Origin of the sequence: Pseudomonas chlororaphis subsp. chlororaphis (assembly GCF_003945765.1) — a bacterium.
Taxonomy (GTDB): Bacteria; Pseudomonadota; Gammaproteobacteria; order Pseudomonadales; family Pseudomonadaceae; genus Aquipseudomonas; species Aquipseudomonas chlororaphis.
The window spans coordinates 387,423-413,621 of record NZ_CP027712.1; the positions used below are offsets into that span (position 1 = coordinate 387,423).

A 26,199-nucleotide genomic window follows, 5' to 3' on the forward strand; every position below is an offset into this window, starting at 1 on the left:
GCGCCTGGGACCGTTTTCGCCAGCCTGGGCACAATGTGGACAACTAAGGCGAACTAAGTGGCGTTTACAACAGCCAGAAACAACAAAGCCCCGCATTGCGGGGCTTTGTTTTGTATGGTGCCGGCACCAGGAGTCGAACCCGGGACCTACTGATTACAAGTCAGTTGCTCTACCAACTGAGCTATACCGGCGTGTGGGCGACGATTATAGCGATTGGCGGGGTTCTGTAAACCCCTGAAATCTGACTATTTTTGCTTTGTGCCGGGCTCTAGCCGCGGACCAGTACTTTCTTGAGTTTTTCGAGGGCGCGCCATGAGCGGCTGTTGCGCAGGGCGTGGAGTGCAGCTTCGGCGCGGTCGGCGCGTTGGCGTTCGGCGATCAGGGCCTGTTCCAGGTCGGTGGCGGGGGCGACGAAGCGGTGGCCGGGGTTGAACTGGAACTCGTCGAGGTTGCACGGCGGGATGTCGAAGGCGCCCTTGAGGTTCAGGTGTTCTTCGGCCAGGTAGAAGGTGTTGATGCCGTCGAACACCACCGGGTGGTAGCCCGCGCCAGTGACCAGGGTTTCCCAGGCCTGGTCGCGGTTCCATGGGGTTTCGATCAGCAGGATCCACGGCCGCCAGCGGTTGAAGTCCATGCTGCGCAGCACGGTTTCTTCGTGGCCTTCGACGTCGATCTTGAGGAAGTGGATGGGGCCGCCGACGTGGGCCTCGCAGATATCGCTCAGGGTGCGTGAGCTGACAATCTGGGTCTGCACCTGCATGCCGGCGTCCTTGTGTTGCTGGGCGATGGCGGGGTCGAGGGTGGACAGGCCGGTGTCGGCGATGGCGTAGAAGGTCAGGGCCTCGGCGTTATCGCCGGCAGCGCATTGCAGGTTGGTGTCCCTGGGCCGCTCCTGGCACAGGGCGTGGTAATAGCTCGGCACTGGTTCGACGTTGATGCCGCGCCAGCCGCGATCGTAGAAGGCGCGGGTCACCGAGTCGGCAGTGGGGTGGTTGGCGCCGACGTCGATGTAGAAGCCGTTTTCAACGTGTTTGAGCGCGCGCCACAGGCGGATGTCTTCGAAATTTTGTGCATAAGAAATGAACGTCACTGTCTTTTCCCGTTAATCACAAAGGTTCTGGATCGGACGCGCCCGCGAGCGCCTGCGTCTGTATAACAAGCGTCGCCGACCGGCGCAATTTGCCGCGCCTGTGGTGCCGGTTTTCGGCTGTTATGTCCTTTGGCATTGACGCTTATGCACAATCGATGGCTGTCGCGCGGCTGTTTTCGCTGATTTTGTGGATCCGTTCTCAACTCGCCGCAACTGGCTGTTTTTTCGCTGATTTATTTTTATGAACAAAAAATGACCAGCTCTGTATTGAGGCTGTAGCAGGCGCTTTCAGCGGCTTTGACGGGATTTCATCAACAGAGTTATCCACAGGCTGGATAGGATGATGGATCCAACTTATCCACGCTCCGCCAGCAGCATCAGGTTGCGTGGGGTGAGCGGTGCCGGGCAGAACAGGCCCAGTTGCACGCGGTAACCCTGTTCCTGCAAAAACAGCCCGCGATCGAGCACCAGCCACAGCTCCAAGGGCCGGCGAAACAGGCCGCGCAGCAGCTCCAGGTTGCGCACCTGGGCCAGGCGCTGCCAGCCGGCGGCTTCCAGCGCCGGCCAGTCCTGCGAACCGACTGTGGGTAAGTCCTTGAGGGCCGCCAGGTCGCGGCAGTAGTCGGCGAAGGGTTTGTCCAGCCAGCTGGCGGGCAGCGACGGGGTGGGCAGGTATTCGTCGATCCCGCGCAGCCGCCGTTGCAGCAGGTCGAAGGCCAGGCGGCGGGCCATGGAGCTGTCGCGTTGGCGGCGCACCCGGGCGCCGGCGGTGACGGTCTCGCTCAGGGGCAGGCCCAGGTCGTCGAGGGACAGTTGCAGCGCCGAGCCCTTGGCCGGGCCGGAGAGCGGCTGGTACTCGGCATGGCTGATGCGGTTGTAGCAGCAGGGCGCGATAGCCAGCTGGCGGCAGCCGCGTTCGCTGGCCAGTTGCATCAGGCGTACATGCAGGTCGCCACAGGCGTGCAGGGCCACCGGCGTGTGTTCGGCGCTCAGGCGGGTAGCGGCGTCGGCGGCGAGTACGTCCTGCTGCAGGTGGCTGACCGCTAGCCGATGATGTTCGCTCAGTTGCCGGCCGCTGGCGACCAGCGCCGGGTCGTATTCCAGGCAGGTCAGCCGTTGCCCGGGTTGCAGCAGGCGGCGGCCGAGGTGGCCCTTGCCCGAACACCAGTCCAGCCAGTGGCCGGGGGCCTGGGTGAACTCCAGGCAGGCGGCGAAGGCTTCGATCTGCTGCCATTTGCGCCCGGGCACATCGACGTTTAGGCGTTGGCGGGCGGCTGGCACCTCGTGCGTCGGCAGCTCGGCCACCGCGCCGAGCGCGGCGGCGATCCGCGCCAGATCGGGGAAGGGCGCGGGAGCATCGAGCCGTTCTGGGTGGTTATGGCTCGCCTCGGCATCGTCCAGGCTGCGCTGGCGCAGCCACTGGGCGAGTTCGCGGTGTCGGGCTTCCCAGGGCAGCTGCGGCTCGGTGAAGGGGCGTGGGCGCCAGAGCGGTTGATGCTCCAGCAGGAAGCGGTCCAGGGCCTGGAAGCGGCTGAGGAGTTCGGGGCCTTGGAGGATGGAGGGCATGCTGGGCTGCTCAGGATAGGGGCCGTAGGAGCGAGGCTTGCCCGCGATGAGAGCGTCGCGGGTTATCTGGTACACCGCGTTATCGTTTATCGCGGGCAAGCCTCGCTCCTACAGAAGCAGTTCAGCGGCCTTGGCACTGCTCGACGCGCAGCCAGCGTTCCAGCAGCTTGAAGCCTTGCACCAGCACATAGGACATCAGCAGGTAGAACACCCCGGCGGTGAAAAACATATCCACCGTCAAGTAGTTCCGGGCAATGATGGTGCGGGCCATGCCGGTCAGTTCCAGCAGGGTCACGGTGCTGGCCAGGGAACTGGCCTTGAGCATCAGGATCACTTCGTTGCTGTAGGCCGGCAGGCCGATGCGCGCCGCGCGCGGCAGGATGATATAGAACAGCGCCTTGGGCTTGGACATGCCCAGCGCCCGCGCCGCTTCGATCTCGCCCGGCGGGATGGCCTGGATCGCCCCGCGCAGGATCTCGGCGATATAGGCGGCGGTGTGCAAGGTCATGGTGGCGGTGGCGCACCAGAACGGATCGCGCAGGTAAGTCCACATGAAGCTGTTGCGTACGGTGTCGAACTGCGCCAGGCCGTAGTAGACCAGGAACAGTTGCACCAGTAGCGGGGTGCCACGAAAGAAGAAGATGTAGGCATAAGGCAGGGCGCGGACATACCAGAGCTTGGAAGAACGTGCGATGCCCAGGGGGATGGCCAGAAGCAGGCCGAGGGCTACCGCAATGCCCACCAGTTCCAGGGTCAGGGTGGCGCCCTGGATGAACTTCGGCAGCCACTTGTAGATGACTTCCCATTCCATTACGTCGTCCTCACAAAGCCGCGGGCGGCGCGTTTTTCCAGGAAGTGCATAACTGTCATGGCGAGTATCGTCAGGCCTAGGTAAATGATGGCCGCAACCATGAAGAAGGTGAACGGGTGCTTAGCGAAGTTCACGGCGTTCTGCGCTTGGCGCATGATTTCTTCCAGGCCGATCACCGACACCAGCGCGGTGTCCTTCATCAGGATCATGAACAGGTTGCCCAGGCCCGGCAGGGCGATGCGCCACATCTGCGGCATGATCAGCCTGGTGAAGATCCGCCATTTCGACAGGCCCAGGGCCACGCCGGCCTCACGATGACCCTTGGGGATGGCGAGGATCGCGCCACGGAACACTTCGGTGGCGTAGGCGCCGAAGCACAGGCCGAGGGCGACCACCCCTGCAACGAAAGGGCTCAGCGCCAGTTCGGGGTAACCGAAGTATTCACCTAGTGCTCTCATCATGTTGACGGTGCCGAAGTAGATCAGCAGCACCCAGAGCAGCTCGGGAACGCCGCGCACCAGGGTCGAATAGGTGCCGCCAAGCCATTGCAGCGGCTTGTACGGGGAAGTCTTGGCCAAGGCGCCGAGCAGGCCGAGCACCAGCCCCAGGCACAGCGCCGAAAGAGCCAGCTTGACGGTCATCAGCGCGCCAGCGGCGAGCGCCGGGCCGAATCCGTAGAGATCGATATTCATGGATGGTTATTCAAGTCGCGGCAGGCTTTGCTAAGGACCGGCGCCCTGGGGGAAGGGCGCCGGGCAGGCCAGTCAGTATCAGTAGATGCTGAACGGGAAGTACTTGTCGTTGATCTTCTTGTAGGTGCCGTCGGCCACGATTTCCTTCAAGGCGGCGTTGAGCTTCTCGCGGATCGGATCGTTCTTGCGCACGGCGATGCCGATCTTGTCGCTTTCTTCAACCGGGTCACCCTTGAACTCGTAAGGCTTGCCCGCTTCGCTTTTGAGCCACTCGTAGTTGACGTACTTGTCGGCCAGGATCGCGTCCAGGCGGCCGGACGTCAGGTCGAGGAAGGCGTTTTCCTGGGTGTCGTAGAGCTTGATGGTGATGTCGTCGCCCAGGTTGTCTTCCAGCCAGGTACCGGCCAGGGTGGCGCGCTGCGCACCGATGATCTTGCCCTTGAGGGAAGCCTTGTCGGTCTTGAAGTCGGTCTTGTCTTTAGGCGCGATGAACTGCAGCTTGTTGGAGTAGTACGGGTCGGTGAAGTCCACCGCCTGCTTGCGCTCGTCGGTGATCGACATCGAGGAGATCAGGAAGTCGAACTTCTTCGCGTTCAGGGCCGGGATGATGCCGTCCCAGTCGGAGGTGACCACTTCGCACTCGACTTTCATCTTGGCGCACAGGGCGTCGCCGACGTCTTTGTCGAAACCAACGACCTGGCCGCTGGCATCCTTGTTGTTGAACGGCGGGTAGGCCGCTTCGATGCCCATCTTCAGTTTGTCGGCGGCCATCGTATTGGCCGAGAACACCAGAGTGGCGGCAGCGGCCAGGAGGAATTTCTTATAGCTCTGCATGCGTGTTGCTCCGTTAGCGGTTGCTGGACATGAATTGTTTGCAGCGTGCCGAAAGCGGGTTCTCGAACACCTGCTGTGGCGATCCTTGCTCTTCCACCAGGCCCTGGTGCAGGAACACCACTTCACTGGAGACCTGACGGGCAAAGCCCATTTCGTGGGTGACCAGCAGCATGGTCCGGCCTTCTTCGGCCAGGGCGCGGATCACGTTGAGCACTTCCTGGACCATTTCCGGGTCCAGTGCCGAGGTCGGCTCGTCGAACAGGATGACTTTGGGCTGCATCGCCAGGGTGCGGGCGATGGCGGCGCGTTGCTGCTGGCCGCCGGAGAGCTGGGCCGGGTAGGCGTGGCGCTTGTCGGCGATGCCGACCTTGGCCAGCAGCGCTTCGGCCACTTCGATGGCTTCGGCCTTGCTCTGGCCGAGCACCCGGCGCGGCGCCTCGATGATGTTGTCGAGCACGCTCATGTGCGGCCAGAGGTTGAAGTTCTGGAACACGAAGCCGATTTCGCTGCGCAGGCGGTTGATCTGCTTGCCGTCGGCGGCAACCAGTTCGCCGTTCTTGGCGGCCTTGAGCTTGAGTTCTTCACCGGCCACCAGGATCTGGCCCTGGTGCGGGTTTTCCAGGAGGTTGATGCAACGCAGGAAGGTGGACTTGCCGGAACCGGAGGAACCCAGGATCGAGATCACATCGCCGTCGCGTGCGGTCAGCGAGACACCCTTGAGTACCTCCAGCGAGCCGTACCGTTTGTGCAAGTTGCGGATTTCAAGCGCGGGCGTGGCCTCAGCCATGTGCGGTCCTCATGAGTTCATTGCGCTCCTGCTGGTAGCGGCTTTTCTGGCGAGGCGCCAACCTAGCATAGCGTTCGAATGACAGCCAACAGCGCTTCAGGGTGTAAGCAGACGGCGTGTGACAGGTTGTCGCATCGGCACAGCAGACTGTCGCCCCGTCAACAACCGAACGCCCGTTTGAACCCTGTTCCCAGCGGGTGTCGCGTAAAAAAAGGCGCGATGGTGCCAGCTTTGGCCAGGTGTTGGAAGGGTAAAACGGCCAAAGGTTGCGTATCCGCCCTCTATTTGTGCGTCGCACACTTTTTGTGTGTGTTTCTGGTGCGCTGCTTCGTTCTACAAATGGGTGGTGCGGTAACGTTCTGGCGCAAGGCCATTAATCTCAAGGACTTGCGCTCATCCGCCGGTCGCCTTCGCAGGCCGCGCCGGCTGGGAGCCTGTAACATTTTGGCGCAAATCTTGCGTAAGAAATAAAGAACGCCCTGTTGGATTCTTTTTACGAGAAAGAATATCCAGACCGGGTGGACGCTTTCGCTTTCTTCGCAAAGGTAGTTTCAATGAGCAGTACGCAGACCTCCAATGACCTCGAACAGGGGCTCAAACCGCGGCATGTCACCATGCTGTCGATCGCCGGGGTAATCGGCGCCGGGCTGTTCGTCGGTTCCGGCCACGCCATCGCCGAAGCCGGCCCTGCCGTGCTGCTGGCCTATGCGGCCGCGGGCACCCTGGTGGTGCTGGTGATGCGCATGCTGGCCGAAATGGCCGTCGCCTCGCCGGACACGGGTTCCTTCTCGACTTATGCCGACCGTGCCATCGGCCACTGGGCCGGTTTCACCATCGGCTGGCTGTACTGGTGGTTCTGGGTGCTGGTGATTCCGCTGGAGGCCAACGCCGCCGCGACCATCCTGCATGCCTGGTTCCCTGATATAGCGATCTGGGCCTTTACCCTGGTCATTACCTTGCTGCTGACCGCGACCAACCTGTTCAGCGTGAAGAACTACGGTGAGTTCGAGTTCTGGTTCGCCCTGATCAAGGTCGTGGCGATCATCGGCTTCGTGGTGCTCGGCCTGCTGGCGATCTTCGGCCTGCTGCCGACCAGCAATGTCAGCGGCGTCTCGCACTTGTTCGATACCCAGGGCTTTTTGCCCAACGGCATGGGCGCGGTACTCGCCGCCATGCTGACCACCATGTTCTCGTTCATGGGTACCGAGATCGTCACCATCGCCGCCGCCGAATCGAAGAACCCGGGCCAGCAAATCAGCAAGGCCACCAACTCGGTGATCTGGCGGATCGGCCTGTTCTACCTGGTGTCGATCTTCATCGTCGTGGCCCTGGTGCCATGGAATGACCCGAGCCTGGCCCAGGTCGGTTCCTACCAGACCGTGCTCGACCGCATGGGCATCCCCAACGCCAAGCTGATCGTCGATCTGGTGGTGCTGGTGGCGGTGACCAGTTGCCTGAACTCGGCGCTCTACACCGCCTCGCGCATGCTGTTCTCCCTGGGCAAGCGCGGCGACGCCCCGGCTGCGGCCAAGCGCACCAACACTAGCGGCACGCCTTACTGGGCGGTGATCCTGTCCACCGCCGCCGCCTTCCTCGCGGTATTCGCCAACTACGTGGCACCCGCCGCGGTGTTCAATTTCCTGTTGGCCAGTTCCGGCGCCATTGCCTTGCTGGTGTACCTGGTGATCGCGGTATCGCAGCTGCGCATGCGCCAGAAACGCACGGCGGCCGGCGAGAAGATCGCCTTCCGCATGTGGCTGTTCCCGGGCCTGACCTACGCGGTGATCGTGTTCATCGTCGGGGTGCTGACCATCATGCTGTTCCAGGAAGGGCACCGTATGGAGATCGTCGCCACCGGCCTGCTGAGCATCGTCGTGATCGCGGTGGGCCTGCTGGTTGCGCGTCGGCGCAAGCTGGAGAAGCAGGCAGCCGGTGTATTGAGCCGCGCCTGAGTTTTTCCCGGTAACGAAAAAGGCCGCTGTCAGTGCAGACAGCGGCCTTTTTTTATGGCCTGTACCGACGCTTTCGCGGGCAAGCCTCGCTCCTACAGATGAAGGTGATCCGTAGGAGCGAGGCTTGCCCGCGATGACGATTGAACATTCGACGCAGCAGTGAGGGCCATGCAAGGCGCGCTGTAGCCGCAGGCTGCGCCAGCGGCTACAGATTGTGTTGAAGCTTATTTCTGCATCAGGGCTTCCGACGCGGCCAGGTAGGCGGCCTGGAACTCCGGGCTTTCGATCCAGGCCAGGGCGCCGGCCTCGTCGGTCTCGGTGGACCACTGGCGGTACTCGATCAGGGCGGCGAGGATGAAGTCCATGGCGCCTTCCTCGCCTTCCTGCTCGTAGACGATCTCCAGTAGCGGGTCTTCCAGGAACGCCGCGCACATCGCCTGCTGGCTGGTCTTCTCGGCGTCGATCATCTTCTTGAACAGCTCGGTCAGGTCCACCGATTCGAAGTCGATGCGGTCGTCGTTCGGGTCCAGTTCCACTGGCGCGGCGTTGCGCTGGGTGCGGTTCTGCTTGGCCTTGGTTTTCGCCCGCTGGGCTCTTTTGTGTTGCTTGTTCGCAGATGCCATGGGCGTCGTACCTTTTGCGCAAAGAGGGGGCCAGGGATGGATACAGTGTCCGGCCTGGCTTTCAGGCGGCAGAGGATGCCAGTAAATGCGCTGCCTGGCACGCTCAACGGCTACCGCTGATCAGGCGTCCCGGGGTGTCGCTGGGCAACGCGGCGTGTTGCAGCCAGGCCAGGGCGATCGGCCACAGGCGGTCCTGGTAATGGCTGCGGAAAAACGCGAAGTGCCCGACTTCCCGCTCGCTGATGTCCTCGGGTTCGATGCGCCAATGGCTGCGCTGGCTGGCGGTGAAGTAGCCCAGCAGGCGCTCGATGGCCGGCACGGTGCCGTAAGGGTCGTCGCTGATGCTGATGGCCAGCAGCTGCGCCTTGACCCGGGCGAAGGGCAGCGCCGGGTCCCGGCGCGCCAGGTGGCGCCCGCTGGGCCGCCGTTGATAGTGCGCGGTGGGCGTGGCCCAGTCGCGCACCACGCCGGCGGGGGTGTCCTCCAGCCAGCCCAGGCGCTTGCCGGGGAAGTAGCCGTAAATCGCCGTCAGCAGCGGCATCACAACATGCCATTTGCCCAGCATGCGCCAGCGGCTCGCCGGGGCGTAGTCGCGCCAGTAGGCGAACTGCGCGCCCACCGTCACCACGCGGCGGATCAACTGCCCGGATGCGCCCAGCCCCGCCGCGCAGCCGCCGAAGCTGTGTCCGACCACGTCGATGGGCTGGCCGGGGAATTCCCGCTGCGCGCGTTGCAGCATGGCTTCGAAGTCCAGGCTGCCCCAGTCCGACCAGGACGCCTTCAGCTTGCGCATCGAGGCCGGCCGCGACTCGCCGATGCCGCGGTAGTCGTAGGTGATGACGTCGAAGCCATGGCTGAACAGGTAATCGGCGAACCGCGAATAGTGCCGACAACGCACGGAGGTGGCGGCATTGATGATCACCGCCGCACGCGCGGGGTCCGGTTCGGCATGGCGCCAGGTGAAACCACCGAGGATAAAGCCATCGGCGGCGGGTTCGCGGAAGGCTGTGCCAGGGCTGCTGGTCACGGTGCTGGCCGGGTGCAGGGGCGAGGGCGGGGATTGCACGGTCATCGGCGCGTATTCCTTTGCGGGCGAAAAGGCGTGTCGGCTCCTTTTAAGTGCAAGCATTAATAACCGCCTTGTCCGCGCCCTGGCAACCGTCGGGATTGGCGCCGCTGCTAGGTACTTTTGGTTAAAAGCATCACACCGAATCGATCTAAACGGCCTGGCATCGGGGCGTACACTGAATATCAGGGCCTGGGGGCGATCACGGATGCATGACGCTTACGGGCTGTTCATTCGAGCATCGTTTGCCTGAGGCGTAGCTGGGCTATTCAAGATGAAAAGGGGAGACCCGGACGCTGCCGTTCTGGGGCTGGGCTCTTGGCGGTGGCGTTTCCCATTCAGTGGTTCGAGACGAACCCGGGAGTGCTCATCATGAAGTCCTTTTACTTGTGTGTCGTAACAGGCGTTCTCGCGGCGTTCCTGTCACTCGCGCCGTTCAGCGTACAGTCCGCCACCCCCAGCAACGAACCCATCGACCCGGCGGGCGTGCAGCTGGAACCTCAACAGCAGAACGGCATTACCTATCTGTCCGGCGGTATCGGCCTGGACGAATCGCGGACGCTCTTGCAGACCAAGGGGTACAACCTGCACATGACCTTTTCCGTCGGCCCGGAAAACAAGTACACCTCGGATGTCGACCTGGCGATCCAGAATCCGCAAGGGCAGCCGGTCCTGACCCTGAATCAGGTGGGCCCCATCGTCTTTGTGCAACTGCCGGCCGGCAAGTACCAGGTTGTCGCCACCCGTGGCGGGCGTACCGAGCGTAGCGCGGTGGATATGAAAGTGGCGGGCATTCGCGACCTCAACCTGCATTGGAATGAAGGTTATTGAGTGAAGGCTGCAATGCTGAAAACAGGCGCATCAAATCGCAGGCAATAAAAAACCCCTGAATCTTGCGATTCAGGGGTTTCGGTATTAGTGGTGCCCAGAGACGGAATCGAACCGCCGACACGGGGATTTTCAATCCCCTGCTCTACCGACTGAGCTATCTGGGCAACGGGGCGCATTAAACGGGTTTTTCGGGGGGGCGTCAAGCAAGTTTTGAAAAAAAGTTTAATTATTACCGCCGCTTACGTTCCCGCCCCGATTTGAGCGCAATTACTCGGACGGCGGCACGTAGCCGTCGGCCTTGGCGTATTCCTCGCCGGAGAAGAACTTGTCCATCTCGCCCTGCAGGTATTTGCGGTCTTCGGCGTTCATCATGTTCAGGCGTTTTTCGTTGATCAGCAGGGTCTGGTGTTTCTGCCAGTCGGCCCAGGCCTTGGCCGACACGTGCTCGAAAATCTCCTGGCCCTTGGCACCCGGGTACGGAGGACGCTCCAGGCCCGGCAATTGTTCTTTGTACTTGCGGCACATTACGGTGCGGGTCATTGCAACTCTCCTGCGTTCAATACGTCGGCCGCGCGTTTGAGCAGCTTTTTCACCGGGGCGGCAAGGCCCAGGCGCGGCGGGGTGGCGAGGTTATACCAGAGCCAGTCGGCCTCGGCCACGTGATGGGCGGATGCCTGGACCTGCACCAGCCAGGGCTCGATGGCCAGCTGGAAGTGACTGAAGGTGTGCACCAGCCCGGGCATTTCCTGTTGCTTGCCCAGCTCCAGCGAGTGCTGCGAAGCCAGGTGTTCCAGGTCCGCCAGGTCGTCCAGCTCCGGCAGGCTCCACAAACCGCCCCACAGGCCGCTGGGAGGCCGGCGGTACAGCAGGATGGCGCCTTCGTGGTTGGCCAGCATCGGCATCAGCGTGCGTTTCTGCGGGACCGTCTTGCGTGGCTTGGGAATCGGGTAGCGGGTTTCCAGGCCCAGCATGTGCGCTTCGCAGCCTCTTTCCAGGGGGCACAGCAGGCAGCTGGGTTTGCTCCGGGTGCAGAGGGTGGCACCCAGGTCCATCATCGCCTGGGTGTAATGGTTCACCCGGGTCTGCGGGGTGAAGCGCTCGGCCGCGGCCCACAGCTGCTTGGCCACCTTGGGTTCGCCCGGGTAGCCCTCCTGCGCGGTAAAGCGCGCCAGCACCCGCTTGACGTTACCGTCGAGGATCGGCGCGCGCAGGCCCATGCTGATGCTGGCGATGGCGCCGGCGGTGGACAGGCCGATGCCCGGCAACTCGGTGAGTTTTTCCACGTCGCGGGGGAACTCGCCGCCATGCTCGGCGACCACGATCTTCGCGGTCTTTTGCAGGTTGCGCGCGCGGGTGTAGTAACCCAGGCCGGTCCACAGGTGCAGCACTTCGTCTTCCGGCGCGGCGGCCAGGGCCTGGACCGTCGGCAGCGAGGCCATGAACCGGTCGAAGTAGTTGAGCACGGTGCTGACCTGGGTTTGCTGCAACATGATTTCCGAGACCCATACCCGGTACGGGTTGATCTCTTGCTGCCAGGGCAGGTCATGGCGGCCATGGCGGTCGTACCAGTCCAGTACCGCCGGTGCGAACTGCTCGGCCCTCATCGTTTGAACAGCCCTTTGAGCGCGTTTTTCAGTTCCGGGCTGACCTTGTCGCCCAGCTTCTCATCGAGTTTTTCGCTGAGGCGATCGCCGGCCAGCTTGGCCGCGACCTGGCCCAGGCCGTCACGGTCCAGGCGGCAGGCCTTGGCGCCCAGTTCCAGCGGGCCGCGGCAGCGCAGCGGCAGTTCGATGCCGACAAAACGCTCGCCGACCTGGCAGGCCGGGTCCGGCATGTCGCTCTTGTCGCCTTCGACGACGATGCCGACCCGGTAATCCATGCCCAGTACGCGCAGGTCGATGTCGCCATTGCCTTTGACGCTCATGCCCGGGATGCGCACTTTCAGGTCCGGGTTGCTGGCCACGCCGTTGCGCAGGGTCAGGTTGCCCTTGAGTTCCTGGAAGGGCGTGTCCTTGCCCCGCGGCTCGCTGCTCAAGGTCTTGCGGTTCAGCGTGGCGATGCCCTGGCACACTTGCTGTTCGAGGTTGGCATTGAGCAGCACGCCGTTGTTGACGACGAAGCTGGCGTTGCCGTTGAGGCCGTCGACCAGCGCCTTCTGGCTGTTGCCGCTGCTGGTCAGGTTGCTGTCGAGGGTCACCAGGCCCTTGACCGGCGGGTTCTGTCCCTGGCTTTCCAGGATGCGTTCCACCGGTACCCGGTTGATCCTGGTCTGCAGGCTCAACTGCGGCGTTGGCTGGCGCACGTCGAGGTTACCGTTGGCTTCGAAGCTGCCGTTGTACAGCTCGCCGCGCAGGCCCTCGAGTTTCAGCAGGCCGCCCTGGCCGTTGGCCTTGAGTGTGGCGTTCTGGATCGGCAGCTTGTCCAGGGTCAACTGGCCGAAGCTCAGGTCGGCGTCCACATCCAGCTTGCTCAGGCGTTCCACCGGCAGCAGGCGCTCGGTGCTCCAGGCGCCCTTGGTCGGCGCGTCCGGCAGCGGCGAGTTGCCGGCCCCGGCGACGGCGCTGGCTTCGCTGCTCTGCACTTCGGCCTTGCGTGCCACCGCGGCGCTATTGGCTTCGGCGGATTTCGGCGGCAGGTAGCGGTCGACGTCGAAGGTGTCGGCCTTGAGCTGGGCGCGCAGCGATTGCTTGGCCAGGTCTTCGACCGCCAGGCGGCCGCTGAAGCTGCTGTCGTCGAGTTTCAGGTTGATGTTTTCCAGGGCGATGCTGTTCGGCGTGGCGGACAGGCGGCTGACCAGCTCGACCTTGCTCAGGCTGCCTTCGGCCATGGCCGGCAGGGTCTGGCCGATGCTGTCGACAAACTTGGCCAGGTCGAACTGGGCGATGGAGATGCCGCCGTTGAGCTGCGGGGTCTTGTCCAGGTCGTTGACCTTGAGCTCGCCGATGGCGCGCAGCTGGTTGAGCGAGAGCTTCAGGCTGTTCCATTCGGCGACGTTGGCGGCCTTGTCCAGCAGCAGCTGGCCCTGGGCGGCGAAGGTCAGGGTCTTGCCTTGCAGCGGATCGCCGGCGGCTTCGCCGGACAGTTTCATGTCTTCGAACTGGTAGCGCTTGAGGACGCGGTCGAAGCGCAGCTCGCCCTTCAGCTCGGTGCGCACGCGCACGGCCGGCTGGGTGCTGGCGAGGAAGGCAGTGAGCTTGACCGGGGTATTGGTCGCTTCGTGGATCGGGCCGGTGCTCAGTTGGATGCTTTCGGCGGTGAACTGCTTGCCGCTCTGTTCGTCGTTGTATTCCACCCGGGCGTTGTTCACGGTCAGGCTGTCGATATCCAGGCGGATCGGCTGCGCCGGTTTTTCCGTGGTGGCCGGGGTCGTGGTCGTGGTTTCGCCGGTGCTGGTGGCCGGGGTTGCGGCTTGCTTGTCGGCGGGAGCGACCTTGCCGATGTCTTCCCAGTTGCCGTGGCCATCCTTGTTGCGGGTCAGGCGCAGGTTCAGGCCTTCGACACGCACATCGCTCATCTGCACTTCGCGGCGCAGCAGCGGCAGCACGCGGACCGACAAACCGAGCATCTGCAAATCGGCGAATGGCTGGGTCGGGTTGGCCAGGGTGGCGACCCCGGCCTCATGCAGTTCGAGGCCGAGCCAGGGGAACAGACTCCAGCCGATATCGCCATTGAGCGTCAGCTCGATGTGGGCCTTGTCGCGGGCTATCTGGCGAATTTCTTCTTTGTAGTCGTTGGGATCAAACAGGTGAGTCAGGGCGAAGCCGAGAGCCACGATGATCAGCAACAGCCCGAGAAGTACCAGACCCAGGATTTTGCCGAACGCTTTCATGGGCGAGTCCTTGTAGTGTCGAATTCGAATTTAGCCAGGGAGTATAACGCCCCGGGCCTGGCCACTGGTCACTGATCGCTTTGCAGCACATCCAGCGGTATCTGCAGCTTGGCCGCCAGCGCCTGGGCTTCGAGGTGCCCGGCGGGGGCCAGCAGGCGCAAGGTGGCGTCATGCCGGGCGGCCATTGTCCGGGCTTCGCTCACCAGTCGCTCGGCCACGCCGCGACGCCGGGTGATCTTGCGCACACACAATTGGGACAGGTGCCAGACGTCTTGGTGCCGTTGCAGGCGGGCGGCGCCCAGCAGGCGGTCGTTGAAGCGCCCGGCGATCAGGCTGCCGTCGCCCAGGGCGGTCTCGATCAGTTCCATATCGTCGCGCTGCGGGGCGAACAGCCAAGGCGGAGCGTCGCGGTAGATCTTCTGCAGGTCCTGCTGATCCTGATAGCTGATTTCTTTCAGCGACTCGACAACGATGGGCATGGGGAATCCTGTGCAGAGCGAAGGAATGGCTGGCCATTATCGACAGCAGCGCGCGGGCTGGCGAGGGGCAGGCTTCTGTAGGAGCCAGGCTTGCCCGCGAAGCGTTCTGCCTGACACACCGCATAACACCCATCGCCGGCAAACCTGGCTCCTACAGAAGCGTTATTGCCATCTTTCGGAGCAGATGACGCTGAAAAGGTGATGGCAGTTTGCTTTTTCTGTCACGAGCAAATGGTAATCTCTCGCAGTTCATCTGCCCTTCCGCGACCAAAAGTCGCACTCTATGGAGCTTCACTCGATAAAACGGCCACGTCTGCGTGCAAAGGTCGTGAGTGAAGAGTGGCCGGCGAATAATTCCAATAATTGGGGGAAACACTCATGAGCACTAGCACCGAGGCGGGCGCGATTGCCGCCCAGCCGGCGTTCTTGTCCAAAGAGCGCATCATTGCCAAGCCCGGTTTCAACCGTTGGCTGGTTCCACCGGCCGCTCTGGCCATCCACCTGTGCATCGGCATGGCCTACGGCTTCTCGGTGTTCTGGTTGCCGCTGTCCAAGGCCCTGGGCGTGACCGCCCCGGTGGCCTGCGCCCCGGACATGGGCTTTATCGCTCAGGTCTTTTCGTCCCAGTGCGACTGGCCGATCTCGATGCTCGGTTGGATCTACACCCTGTTCTTCATCTTCCTCGGCTGCTCCGCGGCGATCTGGGGCGGCTGGCTGGAGCACGCCGGCCCGCGCAAGGCCGGTGTGGTGTCGGCGCTGTGCTGGTGCGGCGGCCTGCTGATTTCGGCGCTGGGTATCTATACCCACCAGATCTGGCTGATGTGGCTCGGCTCCGGCGTGATCGGCGGTATCGGCCTGGGCCTGGGCTACATCTCGCCGGTGTCGACCCTGATCAAGTGGTTCCCGGACAAGCGCGGCATGGCCACCGGCATGGCGATCATGGGCTTCGGCGGTGGTGCGATGGTCGGTGCGCCATTGGCGGCGGCACTGATGAGCCACTTCGCTTCGCCAACCGGCGTCGGCGTCTGGCAGAGCTTCCTGGTGATGGCGGCGATCTACTTCGTGTTCATGATCGGTGGCGCGCTGTCGTACCGCGTACCGCCGACTGGCTGGAAGCCCGAGGGCTGGACCCCGCCGGCGAAAAAAGCCGCGAACGCGATGATCACCCACCGTCATGTGCATGTGAACGTGGCCTGGAAAACCCCGCAGTTCCGCCTGGTATGGCTGGTGCTGTGCCTGAACGTTTCCGCGGGTATCGGCATCCTCGGCATGGCTTCGCCGCTGTTGCAGGAAGTCCTCGCCGGCAAGCTGCTGGGCAATGAACTGGCCTTCGGTCAGCTGGATGCCTCGCAACTGGCGTCGATCGCCGCGATCGCCGCCGGCTTCACCGGTCTGCTGAGCCTGTTCAACATCGGTGGTCGCTTCTTCTGGGCGTCGTTCTCCGACTATCTGGGGCGCAAGAACACCTACTTCGTGTTCTTCGCCCTGGGTTTTGCCCTGTATGCGCTGATCCCGAACCTCGGGCACCTGGGCAACGTCGCGCTGTTCGTAGCGGCGTTCTGCATCATCCTGTCGATGTACGGCGGCGGTTTCGCCACGGTTCCGGCCTACCTGGCGGACCTGTTCGGCACCCAGATGGTGGGCGCGATCCACGGTCGCCTGCTGACCGCCTGGGCGGCGGCGGGCGTGCTTGGCCCGGTGCTGGTGAACTACCTGCGTGAATATCAGCTGAGCATCGGCGTCGAGCGCGCCGCGGCCTACGACATCACCCTGTACATCCTCGCCGGCCTGCTGGTGCTGGGTTTCCTGTGCAACCTGCTGGTGCGTCCGGTGGCCGACAAGTACTTCATGAGCGACGCCGAGCTGGCCGCCGAACAGGCGCTGGGTCATGACAAGGGCGCGGACAGCACCACCGTGCTGGAGTGGAAGGCCTCGTCCGGCAGCGTGCCGCTGGCGGTCGCCGCCTGGCTGGTGGTGGGTATTCCGCTGGCGTGGGGCGTGTGGGTCACCCTGCAGAAGACCGCGGTGTTGTTCCACTAAGTGATTGCGCCTGGTATTGCTGCCAGGCGCATCGACCTTTTTCTGTAGGAGCGGGGCTTTCCCGCGATGAGCGAACGATAGCGGGGGTATACCTGATGCACCGCGCGATCCTGTTCGCGGGCAAGCCTCGCTCCTACAGAAGATTTGCGATCGGCCGTGGGCTTTCGGGAGGCTTCGGTAGCGGCCAGCGATTTCATATTGCTTGTCATGACAGGTACAGCCCCGGCTTTATTGGCTTCAGCCCGTCAGGATCTTGTCCTGCGTGTTCCTGTTTAGCCGCCGTCCGGCCTATAATGTTCGCCTTTTTCGCCCAATGATTTTGCGGAGCTGGTGATGGCCGAACGTAAGGCGTCCGTCGAGCGCGACACTCTGGAAACCCAGATCAAAGCCTCGATCAACCTGGATGGCACCGGAAAGGCCCGATTCGATATCGGGGTTCCCTTCCTTGAGCACATGCTGGACCAGATCGCCCGTCACGGGCTGATCGACCTGGATATCGAAAGCAAAGGCGACTTGCATATCGACGACCACCACACCGTGGAGGATGTCGGTATCACCCTGGGTCAGGCCTTCACCAAAGCCATCGGCGACAAGAAGGGCATCCGTCGCTACGGCCACGCCTACGTGCCGCTCGATGAAGCACTGTCGCGCGTGGTGATCGACTTCTCCGGCCGCCCTGGCCTGCAGATGCACGTGCCTTACACCCGCGCCACCGTGGGCGGCTTCGATGTCGACCTGTTCCAGGAATTCTTCCAGGGCTTCGTCAACCACGCCAACGTCACCCTGCACATCGACAACCTGCGTGGGCACAACACCCACCACCAGATCGAAACCGTGTTCAAGGCTTTCGGCCGCGCGCTGCGCATGGCCGTGGAGCTGGATGACCGCATGGCCGGGCAGATGCCTTCGACCAAGGGCGTGCTGTAATGCAGACGGTCGCGGTTATCGATTACGGCATGGGCAACCTGCACTCGGTGGCCAAGGCCCTCGAGCACGTTGGCGCCGGCAAGGTGCTGATCACCAGCGATGCCAATGTGATTCGCGAAGCCGACCGGGTGGTCTTCCCCGGCGTCGGCGCGATTCGCGACTGCATGGCGGAGATCCGTCGCCTGGGCTTCGATGCGCTGGTGCGTGAAGTCAGCCAGGACCGTCCGTTCCTCGGCATCTGCGTGGGCATGCAAGCCTTGCTCGACCGCAGCGAAGAGAACGACGGCGTCGACTGCATCGGCCTGTTCCCCGGCCAGGTGAAGTTCTTCGGCAAGGGCCTGCATGAGGACGGCGAGCACCTGAAAGTCCCGCACATGGGCTGGAACGAAGTGAAACAGGCGGTGAGCCACCCGCTGTGGCACAACATCCCGGACCTGGCGCGCTTCTACTTCGTGCACAGCTACTACATCGCCGCCGGCAACGCGCGGCAGGTGGTCGGTAGCGGCCACTACGGCGTCGATTTCGCCGCGGCACTGGCCGAGGGCTCGCGCTTCGCCGTGCAGTTCCACCCGGAGAAAAGCCATACCCATGGCCTGCAATTGCTGCAGAACTTCGCGGCGTGGGACGGTCGCTGGTAAATGGCGGTCAAGAAGAAGGCGCCGATCCTGACCCTCACGCCCGAGCAGGAAAGTGAGGCCAATCACAAGATCCAGCGCTTCATGGAAGATCGCTTCGAGCTCGACCTGGGCTCGTTCGAGGCGGCCGAGATTCTTGAACTGTTTACCCGCGAAATTGCTCCGCACTATTACAACAGGGCGATTTTCGATGTGCAGGCCCAGCTCAAAGAGCGGTTCGAAAGCATTGAAAGCGACCTGTGGGCGCTCGAGAAAAACTGATTTCCGAGTGAAGCTGAACAATCGAATTTGAAGGTTTGCCAGATGCTGATTATCCCCGCTATCGATCTTAAAGACGGTGCCTGTGTACGTCTGCGCCAGGGCCGCATGGAAGATTCCACGGTGTTCTCCGATGACCCGGTGAGCATGGCTGCCAAGTGGGTGGAGGGCGGCTGCCGCCGTCTGCATCTGGTCGACCTGAACGGCGCCTTCGAAGGCCAGCCGGTCAACGGCGAAGTGGTCACCGCCATCGCCAAGCGCTACCCGAACCTGCCGATCCAGATCGGTGGCGGCATCCGCTCGCTGGAAACCATCGAGCACTACGTCAAGGCTGGCGTGAGCTACGTGATCATCGGCACCAAGGCGGTGAAAGAGCCGGAATTCGTCGCCGAAGCTTGCCGCGCCTTCCCGGGCAAAGTGATCGTCGGCCTGGACGCCAAGGACGGCTTCGTCGCCACCGACGGCTGGGCCGAGGTCAGCAGCGTGCAGGTCATCGACCTGGCCAAGCGCTTCGAAGCCGACGGCGTGTCCGCCATCGTTTATACCGACATCGCCAAAGACGGCATGATGCAGGGCTGCAACGTACCCTTCACCGCCGCCCTGGCCGCTGCCACCAAGATCCCGGTGATCGCTTCCGGCGGTATCCACAACCTGGGCGACATCAAGGCCCTGCTGGACGCCAAGGCTCCGGGGATCATTGGCGCCATTACCGGCCGCGCGATCTACGAAGGCACCCTCGACGTCGCCGAGGCGCAAGCCTTCTGCGATTCGTACCAAGGCTGAGGACTCACCATGGCGCTGGCTAAACGCATCATCCCTTGCCTGGACGTGGACAACGGCCGGGTGGTCAAGGGTGTCAAGTTCGAGAACATCCGCGATGCCGGCGACCCGGTGGAAATCGCCCGTCGCTACGACGAGCAGGGCGCGGACGAGATTACCTTTCTCGACATCACCGCCAGCGTCGATGGCCGCGACACCACGCTGCATACCGTCGAGCGCATGGCCAGCCAGGTGTTCATCCCGCTGACCGTGGGCGGTGGCGTGCGCACCGTGCAGGACATCCGCAACCTGCTCAACGCCGGGGCGGACAAGGTCTCGATCAACACCGCAGCGGTGTTCAACCCCGAGTTCGTCGGCGAAGCAGCGCAGCATTTCGGCTCGCAGTGCATCGTCGTCGCCATCGATGCGAAGAAGGTTTCCGGGCCGGGCGAAACCCCGCGCTGGGAGATCTTCACCCACGGCGGGCGCAAGCCCACCGGGCTGGACGCGGTGGAGTGGGCGAAGAAGATGGAAGGCCTGGGCGCCGGCGAAATCCTGCTGACCAGCATGGACCAGGACGGCATGAAGAACGGCTTCGACCTGGGTGTGACCCGCGCCATCAGCGATGCCCTGGGCATTCCGGTGATCGCCTCGGGCGGGGTCGGCAACCTGCAGCACCTGGCCGACGGCATCCTCGAAGGCCACGCCAGCGCGGTACTGGCGGCGAGCATCTTCCACTTCGGCGAGTACACGGTTCCGGAAGCCAAGGCTTATATGGCGCACCGCGGCATCGTCGTGCGGTAGCCACTGGACAGCATGGCGGGCTCGCGGCACTCTTGGGCACGCCATGGATTCCGGTAGCCCGTCATGTTCAAACGTCTTCTTCTTGTTCTTGCCAGCGCTTCGGTCCTCTTCGCCGCAGGCGCTCGCGCAGCGCAAACGCCAGGCACCTCCCTGGTGCTGCTGACGGAAAACTTCCCCCCCTACAACATGGCCAAGAACGGCAAGAACTTTGCCCAGGGCGAGAATATCAACGGTATCGCCGTGGATATCGTCCGCGAAATGTTCAAGCGTGCCGGGATCAATTACAGCCTGACCCTGCGTTTTCCCTGGGAGCGCATCTACAAGCTCGCCCTGGAGCAGCCGGGGTATGGCGTGTTTGTCACGGCGCGGCTGCCGGACCGGGAGCCGCTGTTCAAATGGGTCGGCCCCATCGGCCCGGATGACTGGATCATGCTGGCCCGGGACGACAGCAAGATCGCCCTGCAATCCCTGGAGCAGGCGCGCAAGTACCGGATCGGCGCCTACAAGGGTGACGCCATCGCCGAGACCCTGGCCAAGCAAGGACTCAAGCCGCTGGTGGTGCTGAGGGACCAGGACAATGCCAGGAAGCTGGTTGGCGGCCAGATCGACCTATGGGCCACTGGCGATCCCGCCGGGCGCTATCTGGCCAGGCAGGAAGGCGTGACCGGGCTCAAGACCGTGCTGCGCTTCCACAGCGCCCAGTTGTACCTGGCGCTGAACAAAGAAGTCTCGGACGAGACCGTCGCCCGGCTGCAGGCCGCGCTGGATCAACTGCGCGAGGAGGGCGTGGTGGAAGAAATCATGGGGCGCTACCTCTGACTGCTCCCCTGTAGCCGCTGCCGCAGGCTGCGATCGACGGCGCAGCCGTCGCCAACGATATTCCATGCCACCCAGGATTATGTGCTGGCCGCATTAGCGGCCGCTGCGCGCCCGATCGCAGCCTGCGGCAGCGGCTACAGGGTATGTTGGCCTCAGCGGTAAACCCCATCCTTGCCGTGCCCGGCCATGGCCTTGTTGCTGCGCACGCTGATCATCAACTTGATATCGATCCAGTCGATGCCCTGGGCCTTGAGCCTGGGCAGTTCGCGTTCGAGCACGGCCAGGGTCTGCGGGTAGGGATGGCCGATCACCACCGCCGAACCCTGCTTGCGCGCGAGGTTGATCGCGGTCTGCAACTGGGTGCCGATCGCCGCTTCGGTGCGTTCGTCGTCGAGGAACACATCGCGGGAGACGCTGGCCAGGCCGATCTTCTGCGCCTCGGCGGCGGCCACGGTCTTGGCGCTGGTGCGGCTGTCGACAAAGAACTTGTGGCGGCGCTGCAACTCGCCCATCAGCCAGGCCATGGCCTGGGGCTGGGAGGTCATGCGGCTGCCCATGTGGTTGTTGATGCCGCTGGTGTAGGGCACGGCCTTGAAGGCGGCGTTGAGGCGCTTTTCCAGCTCTTCGATGGGCAGCTCGGGGTGCCAGGCGAAGGGCCCGGTGGCCGGGTCCATGGGCATGTGCAGGATGACGATCTTGCCGGCGCGATGGGCTTCGCGGGCGAACTCGGCGGCGTGGGGCGTGTCGGGCATGATCGCCGTGGTCACCGGGCCGGGCAGGGCGAGTACGCGGCGATCGCGGGGCAGGTTCTGCCCGAGGTCGTCGATGATCAGGCTCAGGTAGGCCTTGCGCGGGGCGGGCTCGGCGGCCTGGGTCGAGGTGAAGGCGAGGAGGCACAGAAGCCCGATCATGAGCCTCCACGACAACCGTGGGAGGGGTTGGCGTTGGTTGATCATGGGGATTTGAAGCATAGGGTTCGGGTAAAGCCTTGGCGGGGTGTGGCGGTCATCAGGGCACTATCGCGAGCAAGCTTCGCTCCTGCAGAGGAGGCGGCGGGCTTGCTCGCGACGGGTTCCATCACTTGCTGCGGGTGATGCTCAGGCCCTTGAGCAGGCTGAGGGCCTGGGCCAGCTGGTAGTCGTCGTCCTGCGGCATCGGCTTGGGCTTGCTGCCGGAAGCGGTCGGCTTGTCGGCGCCGCCGTTGCCATTGCCCAGGTGACCTTGCAGGTCGGCTTCCTTGAAGTACTCGTTGTCCTGCGCTTCGCTGGTGATCTTGGCGCGGCGCACCTCGATGTCCGGCACGATGCCCTGGGCTTGGATCGAACGGCCGTTCGGCGTGAAGTACAGCGCGGTGGTGATCTTCAGCGCACGGTCGTTGTTCAGCGGCAGCACGGTTTGCACCGAGCCCTTGCCGAAGCTGGTGGTGCCCATCAGCACCGCGCGTTTCTGGTCCTGCAGGGCGCCGGCGACGATCTCCGAAGCCGAGGCGCTGCCACCGTTGATCAGCACCACCATCGGCACCGCTTCGCTTTCGTCCTTGCCGGTGGCGGAGAAGCGCAGCTCGGAGTTGGCGATGCGGCCCTTGGTGTAGACGATCAGGCCCTTGGTGATGAAGTGGTCGACCACTTCCACCGCCGATTGCAGCACACCGCCCGGGTTGTTGCGCAAATCGAGGATGATGCCGTTGAGCTTCTTGCCGTTGTCCTTGCGCAGCTTGGCCAGGGCCTTTGAGACTTCCTCGCCGGTCTTGACCTGGAACTGGGTGATGCGGATGTAGCCGTAGCCCGACTCCAGCAGTTGGCTCTTCACGCTCTTCACCTGGATGGTGGCGCGGGCCAGGGTCACGTCGAACGGCGCACCGCCGTCGCGTACCAGGGTCAGGGTGATCTTCTGGCCGATCTTGCCGCGCATCTTGTCCACGGCTTCGGTCATGCTCTGGCCGCGGGTCGGCTGGCCGTTGATCTTGACGATCAGGTCGCCGGCCTGGATGCCGGCCTTGGACGCCGGGGTGTCGTCGATCGGCGACACCACCTTGATGATGCCGTCCTCGGCGCCGACTTCGATGCCCAGGCCGCCGAACTCGCCGCTGGTGCTTTCCTGCAGCTCGGCGAAGTCTTCAGGGCCCAGGTAGGCCGAATGCGGGTCGAGGTTGCTGAGCATGCCCTTGATGGCGTTTTCCAGCAGGGTCTTGTCGTCGACGGGTTCGACATAGGCGGCCTTGATCCGGTCCATGACCTCGGCGAAGGTGCGCAGCTCTTCGAGCGGCAATGGCGCCTTGGTGGTCGTGGCGGCTGCCGACTGAGCGGTTTCGGCGGCGAACGCCAGGGGCGCACCGATCACCAGAGCGATCGTCAGGGCCAGCGAGGTGAGGCGGGACAAATGCAGCATGTCGAACGAACTCCTGAATGAGATGGCGCGCTTATCCTTGCGCGCGGCACCATTGTGCTGGGTCGCTTGGGCGACCCTGCTGGCGAATAGCGAAGTACAGTGCAGGCGCGCCCTGTCCGCCACTGCTACCGACAGTGGAGATGGACTCGCCGGCCTTGACGATATCGCCCGCTTCTTTAAGCAGCGTCTGGTTGTGTCCGTAGAGGCTCAAGTAGCCGTTGCCATGGTCGAGGATCACCAGCAGGCCGGCGCCGCGCAACCAGTCGGCGAACACTACACGGCCGCCATGGACGGCATGCACCTGGCTGCCGGCCGAGGCGCTGATCATCACCCCGTCCCACTTGGTCCGGGCATCGTCGCCGCGGCTTTCGCCGAAGCGCGCCAGCAGTCGACCATCAACCGGCCATGGAAGTTTTCCTCGGGATGAAGCAAAAGGGCCTCCATAGGAGGCGCCTGCGCTGGAAACCAAGGGGCCGGGTGTCGCTCGGGGCGGCTTGCTCGGGCTCTCGTCGGCACTGGCCTGGGCCTCACGCAAACGCTTTTTTTCGGCTTCCTGCTGGGCGATCAGCGCTTTCTGTCGCGCTTCCTCTGCCTCGCGGGCCTGGCGGGCCAGGGTTTCCTCGATGGTTTTCAGGACCTTGCCCAGATCGGCCTGGTCCTGTTCGCGGGCCTTGAGCTTGTCGCCACGGGCCTTCACGTCGTCATTGAGCTTGGCCAGGGCCACCTGGCGTTCCTTGCGGACCTTGTCGAGTTCTTCACGCTGGGTGTCGAGGCTGCTTTTCTGCACCAGCAGCTGGGCTTGCTGCAGGGAGATTTCCTTTTCGACATTGGCCAGCTGGCGCAGGGTCTCGTTGAAATTCTTCAGCTGCTCCAGGCGGGCCTGGCTCAGGTAGTCGTAATAAGTCAGGGTGCGGGCGAATTTTTCCGGGTTCTGCTGGTTGAGCAGCAACTTGAGGTACTCCTGACGGCCGTTCTGGTAGGCCGCACGGGCCTGGATGGCGATCAGTCGTTGTTGTTCAATGCGCGCGCTCTGGAGTTTTTTTTTCTCCTCATCGAGTCGCTGCAGCTCGGATTCGCTTTTCTTCAGCTCTTTCTGCAGGGCATCGACCTGCTTTTCCAGCTTGCCCATCTCGGTTTCGGTGCCGCGCAGGTCTTTCTGCACGCCGGATTTTTCTTCCTGCAGCTTGCCCAGCAGCTTTTTCAGCTCGGCAATATCCTGACGCGTGGCGTCCAACTGCTGTTGGGTTTGCGCGCGCTCGTCGGCGAAGGCCGGTTGGAGCAGGCAGATCAGAGCAAGGGTAATCAGGGCGCGAAGCATAGAGGCGGGCGACACCAGGGAAAGGGACGGCCTAGTATGCCCGCCCCTCGCTGCAAAAAAAACGCCTCAAAGCCAACTGCTTTGAGGCGTTCGTCATAAAAAGCCGTTTGCGGCCCATTATTCGGTCTTTTTGATATCAGACCAGTATCGAAGTGCCAGTCATTTCCGCGGGCTGCGGCAGGCCCAGCAGTTTCAGCATGGTCGGCGCCACGTCGGCCAGGACTCCGCCTTCACGGACTTTCAGGTCGCGCTTGCCCACATAGATGAAGGGTACCGGCTCGCTGGTGTGGGCGGTGTGGGCCTGGCCGGTGGAAGCGTCGGACATCTGCTCGACATTACCGTGGTCGGCGGTGATCAGGGCTTCGCCGCCGACCTTTTCCAGGGCATCGACGATGCGGCCGACGCACAGGTCCAGGCACTCGACGGCCTTGACCGCGGCGTCGAACACGCCGCTGTGGCCAACCATGTCGCCGTTGGCGTAGTTGACCACGATCACGTCGTAGCGCTGGTTTTCGATGGCGTCGACGATCCGGTCGGTGACTTCCGGCGCGCTCATCTCCGGCTGCAGGTCGTAGGTGGCGACTTTCGGCGACGGGATCAGGATGCGTTCTTCGCCCGGGAATGGCTCTTCACGGCCGCCGGAGAAGAAGAAGGTCACGTGGGCGTATTTTTCGGTTTCGGCGATGCGCAGCTGGGTCTTGCCGTTTTTCGCCAGGTAATCGCCCAGCACGTTTTCCAGGCTGCCCGGGGCAAAGGCCGAAGGGGCCGGAATGCTTGCCGCGTATTGGGTCAGCATGACGAAACCGGCCAGTTTCGGCTGGCGGGCGCGCTCGAATTCCTTGAAACCGTCCTCGACGAACACCCGGCTCAGCTCGCGGGCGCGGTCGGCGCGGAAGTTCATGAACACCACGGCGTCGCCGTCTTCGACTTTCACCGGCTCGCCGAGGGTGGTGGCCTTGACGAATTCGTCGCTCTCGCCACGCTCGTAGGCGGCCTGCAGGCCTTCCTGGGCGGTGGCGGCGTTGAATTCACCCTTGCCATCGACGATCAGGTTGTAGGCCTGGGCCACGCGGTCCCAGCGGTTGTCGCGGTCCATGGCGAAGTAGCGGCCGATCAGGCTGGCGATGCGGCCCTTGCCCAGGGTCTTGAAGGTTTCATCCAGCAGTTCGATCGACGAGGTGGCGCTTTTCGGCGGGGTGTCGCGGCCGTCGAGGAAGGCGTGCAGGTAGATCTTCTCGGCGCCACGCTTGAAGGCCAGTTCGGCCATGGCCACCAGATGGTCCTGGTGGCTGTGCACGCCGCCATCGGACAGCAGGCCGAGGATATGCACGGCCTTGTCGGCGGCCACGGCTTTATCCACGGCGGCGCAAATGGTCGGGTTCTCGAAGAACTCGCCATCGCGGATGGCTTTGGTGACACGGGTGAAATCCTGGTACACCACGCGGCCGGCGCCGAGGTTCATGTGGCCGACTTCGGAGTTGCCCATCTGGCCGTCCGGCAGGCCGACATCCATGCCCGAACCCGAGATCAGGCCGTTCGGCACGCTGGCGCACAGGCGGTCGAGGACCGGCTTCTTGGCTGCATAGATAGCGTTGGATTCGTGGCTCTCGCTGTGACCGAAGCCATCCAGAATCATCAGGACCAAAGGTTTAGGCGTGGTAGTCATAGATTCCACTCGTGGCTGGATTGGG

The 26,199-nt window shown here is 63.3% G+C and carries 25 protein-coding genes and 2 tRNA genes; 9 read left to right on the forward strand and 18 right to left on the reverse strand.

What is annotated here, in order from left to right:
* Positions 1–115: 115 nt before the first annotated feature.
* The 7 genes from C4K27_RS01705 to C4K27_RS01735 form a co-directional block, all read right to left on the reverse strand.
* Positions 116–191 (reverse strand) — tRNA-Thr (locus tag C4K27_RS01705).
* Between the two features lie 77 nt (positions 192–268).
* The gene (locus C4K27_RS01710; RefSeq protein WP_053259297.1) at positions 269–1,090 is read right to left on the reverse strand and encodes an FkbM family methyltransferase; all 822 of its coding nucleotides are present in this window, start codon (positions 1,088–1,090) and stop codon (positions 269–271) included.
* 354 nt (positions 1,091–1,444) lie between these two features.
* Positions 1,445–2,656 carry a methyltransferase gene (locus C4K27_RS01715; protein WP_053259298.1) on the reverse strand — a complete coding sequence of 404 codons (1,212 nt, stop codon included), beginning with the start codon at positions 2,654–2,656 and terminating at the stop codon, positions 1,445–1,447.
* Positions 2,657–2,777: 121 nt separating this feature from the next.
* Entirely contained in the window at positions 2,778–3,467 is a 690-nt protein-coding gene (locus C4K27_RS01720) for an ABC transporter permease (protein WP_053259299.1), read from the reverse strand.
* Positions 3,467–4,159 carry an ABC transporter permease gene (locus tag C4K27_RS01725; protein ID WP_053259300.1) on the reverse strand — a complete coding sequence of 231 codons (693 nt, stop codon included), beginning with the start codon at positions 4,157–4,159 and terminating at the stop codon, positions 3,467–3,469. The genes C4K27_RS01720 and C4K27_RS01725 overlap by 1 nt, the downstream gene beginning before the upstream one ends.
* 78 nt (positions 4,160–4,237) lie before the next feature.
* Entirely contained in the window at positions 4,238–4,993 is a 756-nt protein-coding gene (locus tag C4K27_RS01730; protein ID WP_053259301.1) for an ABC transporter substrate-binding protein, read from the reverse strand.
* Between the two features lie 13 nt (positions 4,994–5,006).
* A complete protein-coding gene (locus C4K27_RS01735; RefSeq protein WP_007922616.1) occupies positions 5,007–5,780 on the reverse strand; it encodes an ABC transporter ATP-binding protein in 774 nt (257 codons plus the stop codon).
* A 554-nt stretch (positions 5,781–6,334) separates the two neighbouring features.
* Between C4K27_RS01735 and gabP the strand changes: the two genes are divergently transcribed.
* Complete coding sequence (gene gabP, locus C4K27_RS01740; RefSeq protein ID WP_053259302.1) at positions 6,335–7,732, forward strand: GABA permease; 1,398 nt, start codon at positions 6,335–6,337, stop codon at positions 7,730–7,732.
* A 224-nt stretch (positions 7,733–7,956) separates the two neighbouring features.
* Here gabP and C4K27_RS01745 read toward each other — a convergent pair whose 3' ends face one another.
* Both C4K27_RS01745 and C4K27_RS01750 read right to left on the reverse strand, forming a co-directional pair.
* Positions 7,957–8,355 (reverse strand): hypothetical protein, encoded by a 399-nt coding sequence (locus C4K27_RS01745; protein ID WP_009046516.1) that lies wholly within the window; start codon positions 8,353–8,355, stop codon positions 7,957–7,959.
* Positions 8,356–8,458: 103 nt separating this feature from the next.
* On the reverse strand, positions 8,459–9,427 hold the full coding sequence (locus tag C4K27_RS01750) for an alpha/beta hydrolase family protein (protein ID WP_053259303.1): 969 nt from the start codon (positions 9,425–9,427) through the stop codon (positions 8,459–8,461).
* A gap of 366 nt (positions 9,428–9,793) precedes the next feature.
* Here C4K27_RS01750 and C4K27_RS01755 point away from each other — a divergent pair, with 366 nt between their 5' ends.
* Positions 9,794–10,252, forward strand: coding sequence for a hypothetical protein (locus C4K27_RS01755; protein ID WP_007921797.1), 459 nt, complete (start codon positions 9,794–9,796; stop codon positions 10,250–10,252).
* Positions 10,253–10,340: 88 nt separating this feature from the next.
* On the opposite strand, the gene C4K27_RS01760 is transcribed toward C4K27_RS01755, so the two are convergent.
* From C4K27_RS01760 to C4K27_RS01780, 5 genes are all read right to left on the reverse strand, one after another.
* Positions 10,341–10,416, reverse strand: a tRNA-Phe gene (locus C4K27_RS01760).
* A 103-nt stretch (positions 10,417–10,519) separates the two neighbouring features.
* Positions 10,520–10,792, reverse strand: coding sequence for an oxidative damage protection protein (locus C4K27_RS01765; protein WP_007921798.1), 273 nt, complete (start codon positions 10,790–10,792; stop codon positions 10,520–10,522).
* Positions 10,789–11,856 (reverse strand): A/G-specific adenine glycosylase, encoded by a 1,068-nt coding sequence (gene mutY, locus C4K27_RS01770; RefSeq protein ID WP_053259304.1) that lies wholly within the window; start codon positions 11,854–11,856, stop codon positions 10,789–10,791. Before mutY ends, C4K27_RS01765 begins: the two co-directional genes overlap by 4 nt.
* Positions 11,853–14,081: an AsmA family protein gene (locus C4K27_RS01775; protein ID WP_053259305.1), complete on the reverse strand. Its 2,229-nt coding sequence runs from the start codon at positions 14,079–14,081 to the stop codon at positions 11,853–11,855. Before C4K27_RS01775 ends, mutY begins: the two co-directional genes overlap by 4 nt.
* A 68-nt stretch (positions 14,082–14,149) precedes the next feature.
* Positions 14,150–14,560 (reverse strand): acetyl-CoA sensor PanZ family protein, encoded by a 411-nt coding sequence (locus tag C4K27_RS01780; RefSeq protein WP_053259306.1) that lies wholly within the window; start codon positions 14,558–14,560, stop codon positions 14,150–14,152.
* 378 nt (positions 14,561–14,938) lie between these two features.
* On the opposite strand from C4K27_RS01780, the gene C4K27_RS01785 reads away from it, so the two are divergent.
* The 7 genes from C4K27_RS01785 (at position 14,939) to C4K27_RS01815 (ending at position 20,802) form a co-directional block, all read left to right on the forward strand.
* Positions 14,939–16,600, forward strand: a complete 1,662-nt coding sequence (locus C4K27_RS01785; protein ID WP_053259307.1) for an OFA family MFS transporter — start codon at positions 14,939–14,941, stop codon at positions 16,598–16,600.
* 333 nt (positions 16,601–16,933) lie between these two features.
* A complete protein-coding gene (gene hisB / locus C4K27_RS01790; protein ID WP_007921806.1) occupies positions 16,934–17,527 on the forward strand; it encodes an imidazoleglycerol-phosphate dehydratase HisB in 594 nt (197 codons plus the stop codon).
* Positions 17,527–18,165 carry an imidazole glycerol phosphate synthase subunit HisH gene (gene hisH / locus C4K27_RS01795; RefSeq protein ID WP_053259308.1) on the forward strand — a complete coding sequence of 213 codons (639 nt, stop codon included), beginning with the start codon at positions 17,527–17,529 and terminating at the stop codon, positions 18,163–18,165. Before hisB ends, hisH begins: the two co-directional genes overlap by 1 nt.
* The gene (locus C4K27_RS01800; protein WP_007921810.1) at positions 18,166–18,423 is read left to right on the forward strand and encodes a DUF2164 domain-containing protein; all 258 of its coding nucleotides are present in this window, start codon (positions 18,166–18,168) and stop codon (positions 18,421–18,423) included.
* Between the two features lie 42 nt (positions 18,424–18,465).
* Entirely contained in the window at positions 18,466–19,203 is a 738-nt protein-coding gene (gene hisA, locus C4K27_RS01805) for a 1-(5-phosphoribosyl)-5-[(5-phosphoribosylamino)methylideneamino]imidazole-4-carboxamide isomerase (protein ID WP_007921811.1), read from the forward strand.
* 9 nt (positions 19,204–19,212) lie between these two features.
* Positions 19,213–19,983 (forward strand): imidazole glycerol phosphate synthase subunit HisF, encoded by a 771-nt coding sequence (hisF, locus tag C4K27_RS01810; protein WP_007921812.1) that lies wholly within the window; start codon positions 19,213–19,215, stop codon positions 19,981–19,983.
* 63 nt (positions 19,984–20,046) lie between these two features.
* Complete coding sequence (locus C4K27_RS01815; protein ID WP_053259309.1) at positions 20,047–20,802, forward strand: substrate-binding periplasmic protein; 756 nt, start codon at positions 20,047–20,049, stop codon at positions 20,800–20,802.
* A gap of 152 nt (positions 20,803–20,954) precedes the next feature.
* Here C4K27_RS01815 and C4K27_RS01820 read toward each other — a convergent pair whose 3' ends face one another.
* The 4 genes from C4K27_RS01820 to gpmI all read right to left on the reverse strand — a co-directional run bounded on the left by C4K27_RS01820 (position 20,955) and on the right by gpmI (position 26,174).
* Entirely contained in the window at positions 20,955–21,713 is a 759-nt protein-coding gene (locus C4K27_RS01820; protein WP_097134207.1) for a divergent polysaccharide deacetylase family protein, read from the reverse strand.
* 166 nt (positions 21,714–21,879) lie between these two features.
* Positions 21,880–23,190 (reverse strand): S41 family peptidase, encoded by a 1,311-nt coding sequence (locus tag C4K27_RS01825; protein WP_009041761.1) that lies wholly within the window; start codon positions 23,188–23,190, stop codon positions 21,880–21,882.
* 31 nt (positions 23,191–23,221) lie between these two features.
* Positions 23,222–24,508: a murein hydrolase activator EnvC family protein gene (locus C4K27_RS01830; RefSeq protein WP_053259311.1), complete on the reverse strand. Its 1,287-nt coding sequence runs from the start codon at positions 24,506–24,508 to the stop codon at positions 23,222–23,224.
* Positions 24,509–24,644: 136 nt separating this feature from the next.
* The gene (gene gpmI / locus C4K27_RS01835; protein ID WP_053259312.1) at positions 24,645–26,174 is read right to left on the reverse strand and encodes a 2,3-bisphosphoglycerate-independent phosphoglycerate mutase; all 1,530 of its coding nucleotides are present in this window, start codon (positions 26,172–26,174) and stop codon (positions 24,645–24,647) included.
* Positions 26,175–26,199: the final 25 nt, after the last annotated feature.

Coding starts and splice junctions, on each gene's coding strand:
- hisH (WP_053259308.1), top strand. CDS start 17,527: ATGCAGACGGTCGCGGTTATCGATTACGGCATGGGCAACCTGCACTCG.
- hisF (WP_007921812.1), top strand. CDS start 19,213: ATGGCGCTGGCTAAACGCATCATCCCTTGCCTGGACGTGGACAACGGC.
- C4K27_RS01745 (WP_009046516.1), bottom strand. CDS start 8,355: ATGGCATCTGCGAACAAGCAACACAAAAGAGCCCAGCGGGCGAAAACC.
- C4K27_RS01815 (WP_053259309.1), top strand. CDS start 20,047: ATGTTCAAACGTCTTCTTCTTGTTCTTGCCAGCGCTTCGGTCCTCTTC.
- C4K27_RS01775 (WP_053259305.1), bottom strand. CDS start 14,081: ATGAAAGCGTTCGGCAAAATCCTGGGTCTGGTACTTCTCGGGCTGTTG.
- C4K27_RS01830 (WP_053259311.1), bottom strand. CDS start 24,508: ATGCTTCGCGCCCTGATTACCCTTGCTCTGATCTGCCTGCTCCAACCG.
- C4K27_RS01720 (WP_053259299.1), bottom strand. CDS start 3,467: ATGGAATGGGAAGTCATCTACAAGTGGCTGCCGAAGTTCATCCAGGGC.
- C4K27_RS01765 (WP_007921798.1), bottom strand. CDS start 10,792: ATGACCCGCACCGTAATGTGCCGCAAGTACAAAGAACAATTGCCGGGC.
- hisB (WP_007921806.1), top strand. CDS start 16,934: ATGGCCGAACGTAAGGCGTCCGTCGAGCGCGACACTCTGGAAACCCAG.
- gabP (WP_053259302.1), top strand. CDS start 6,335: ATGAGCAGTACGCAGACCTCCAATGACCTCGAACAGGGGCTCAAACCG.
- C4K27_RS01820 (WP_097134207.1), bottom strand. CDS start 21,713: ATGATCGGGCTTCTGTGCCTCCTCGCCTTCACCTCGACCCAGGCCGCC.
- C4K27_RS01755 (WP_007921797.1), top strand. CDS start 9,794: ATGAAGTCCTTTTACTTGTGTGTCGTAACAGGCGTTCTCGCGGCGTTC.
- C4K27_RS01825 (WP_009041761.1), bottom strand. CDS start 23,190: ATGCTGCATTTGTCCCGCCTCACCTCGCTGGCCCTGACGATCGCTCTG.
- C4K27_RS01785 (WP_053259307.1), top strand. CDS start 14,939: ATGAGCACTAGCACCGAGGCGGGCGCGATTGCCGCCCAGCCGGCGTTC.
- C4K27_RS01780 (WP_053259306.1), bottom strand. CDS start 14,560: ATGCCCATCGTTGTCGAGTCGCTGAAAGAAATCAGCTATCAGGATCAG.
- gpmI (WP_053259312.1), bottom strand. CDS start 26,174: ATGACTACCACGCCTAAACCTTTGGTCCTGATGATTCTGGATGGCTTC.
- C4K27_RS01800 (WP_007921810.1), top strand. CDS start 18,166: ATGGCGGTCAAGAAGAAGGCGCCGATCCTGACCCTCACGCCCGAGCAG.
- C4K27_RS01725 (WP_053259300.1), bottom strand. CDS start 4,159: ATGAATATCGATCTCTACGGATTCGGCCCGGCGCTCGCCGCTGGCGCG.
- mutY (WP_053259304.1), bottom strand. CDS start 11,856: ATGAGGGCCGAGCAGTTCGCACCGGCGGTACTGGACTGGTACGACCGC.
- C4K27_RS01735 (WP_007922616.1), bottom strand. CDS start 5,780: ATGGCTGAGGCCACGCCCGCGCTTGAAATCCGCAACTTGCACAAACGG.
- hisA (WP_007921811.1), top strand. CDS start 18,466: ATGCTGATTATCCCCGCTATCGATCTTAAAGACGGTGCCTGTGTACGT.
- C4K27_RS01730 (WP_053259301.1), bottom strand. CDS start 4,993: ATGCAGAGCTATAAGAAATTCCTCCTGGCCGCTGCCGCCACTCTGGTG.
- C4K27_RS01750 (WP_053259303.1), bottom strand. CDS start 9,427: ATGACCGTGCAATCCCCGCCCTCGCCCCTGCACCCGGCCAGCACCGTG.
- C4K27_RS01715 (WP_053259298.1), bottom strand. CDS start 2,656: ATGCCCTCCATCCTCCAAGGCCCCGAACTCCTCAGCCGCTTCCAGGCC.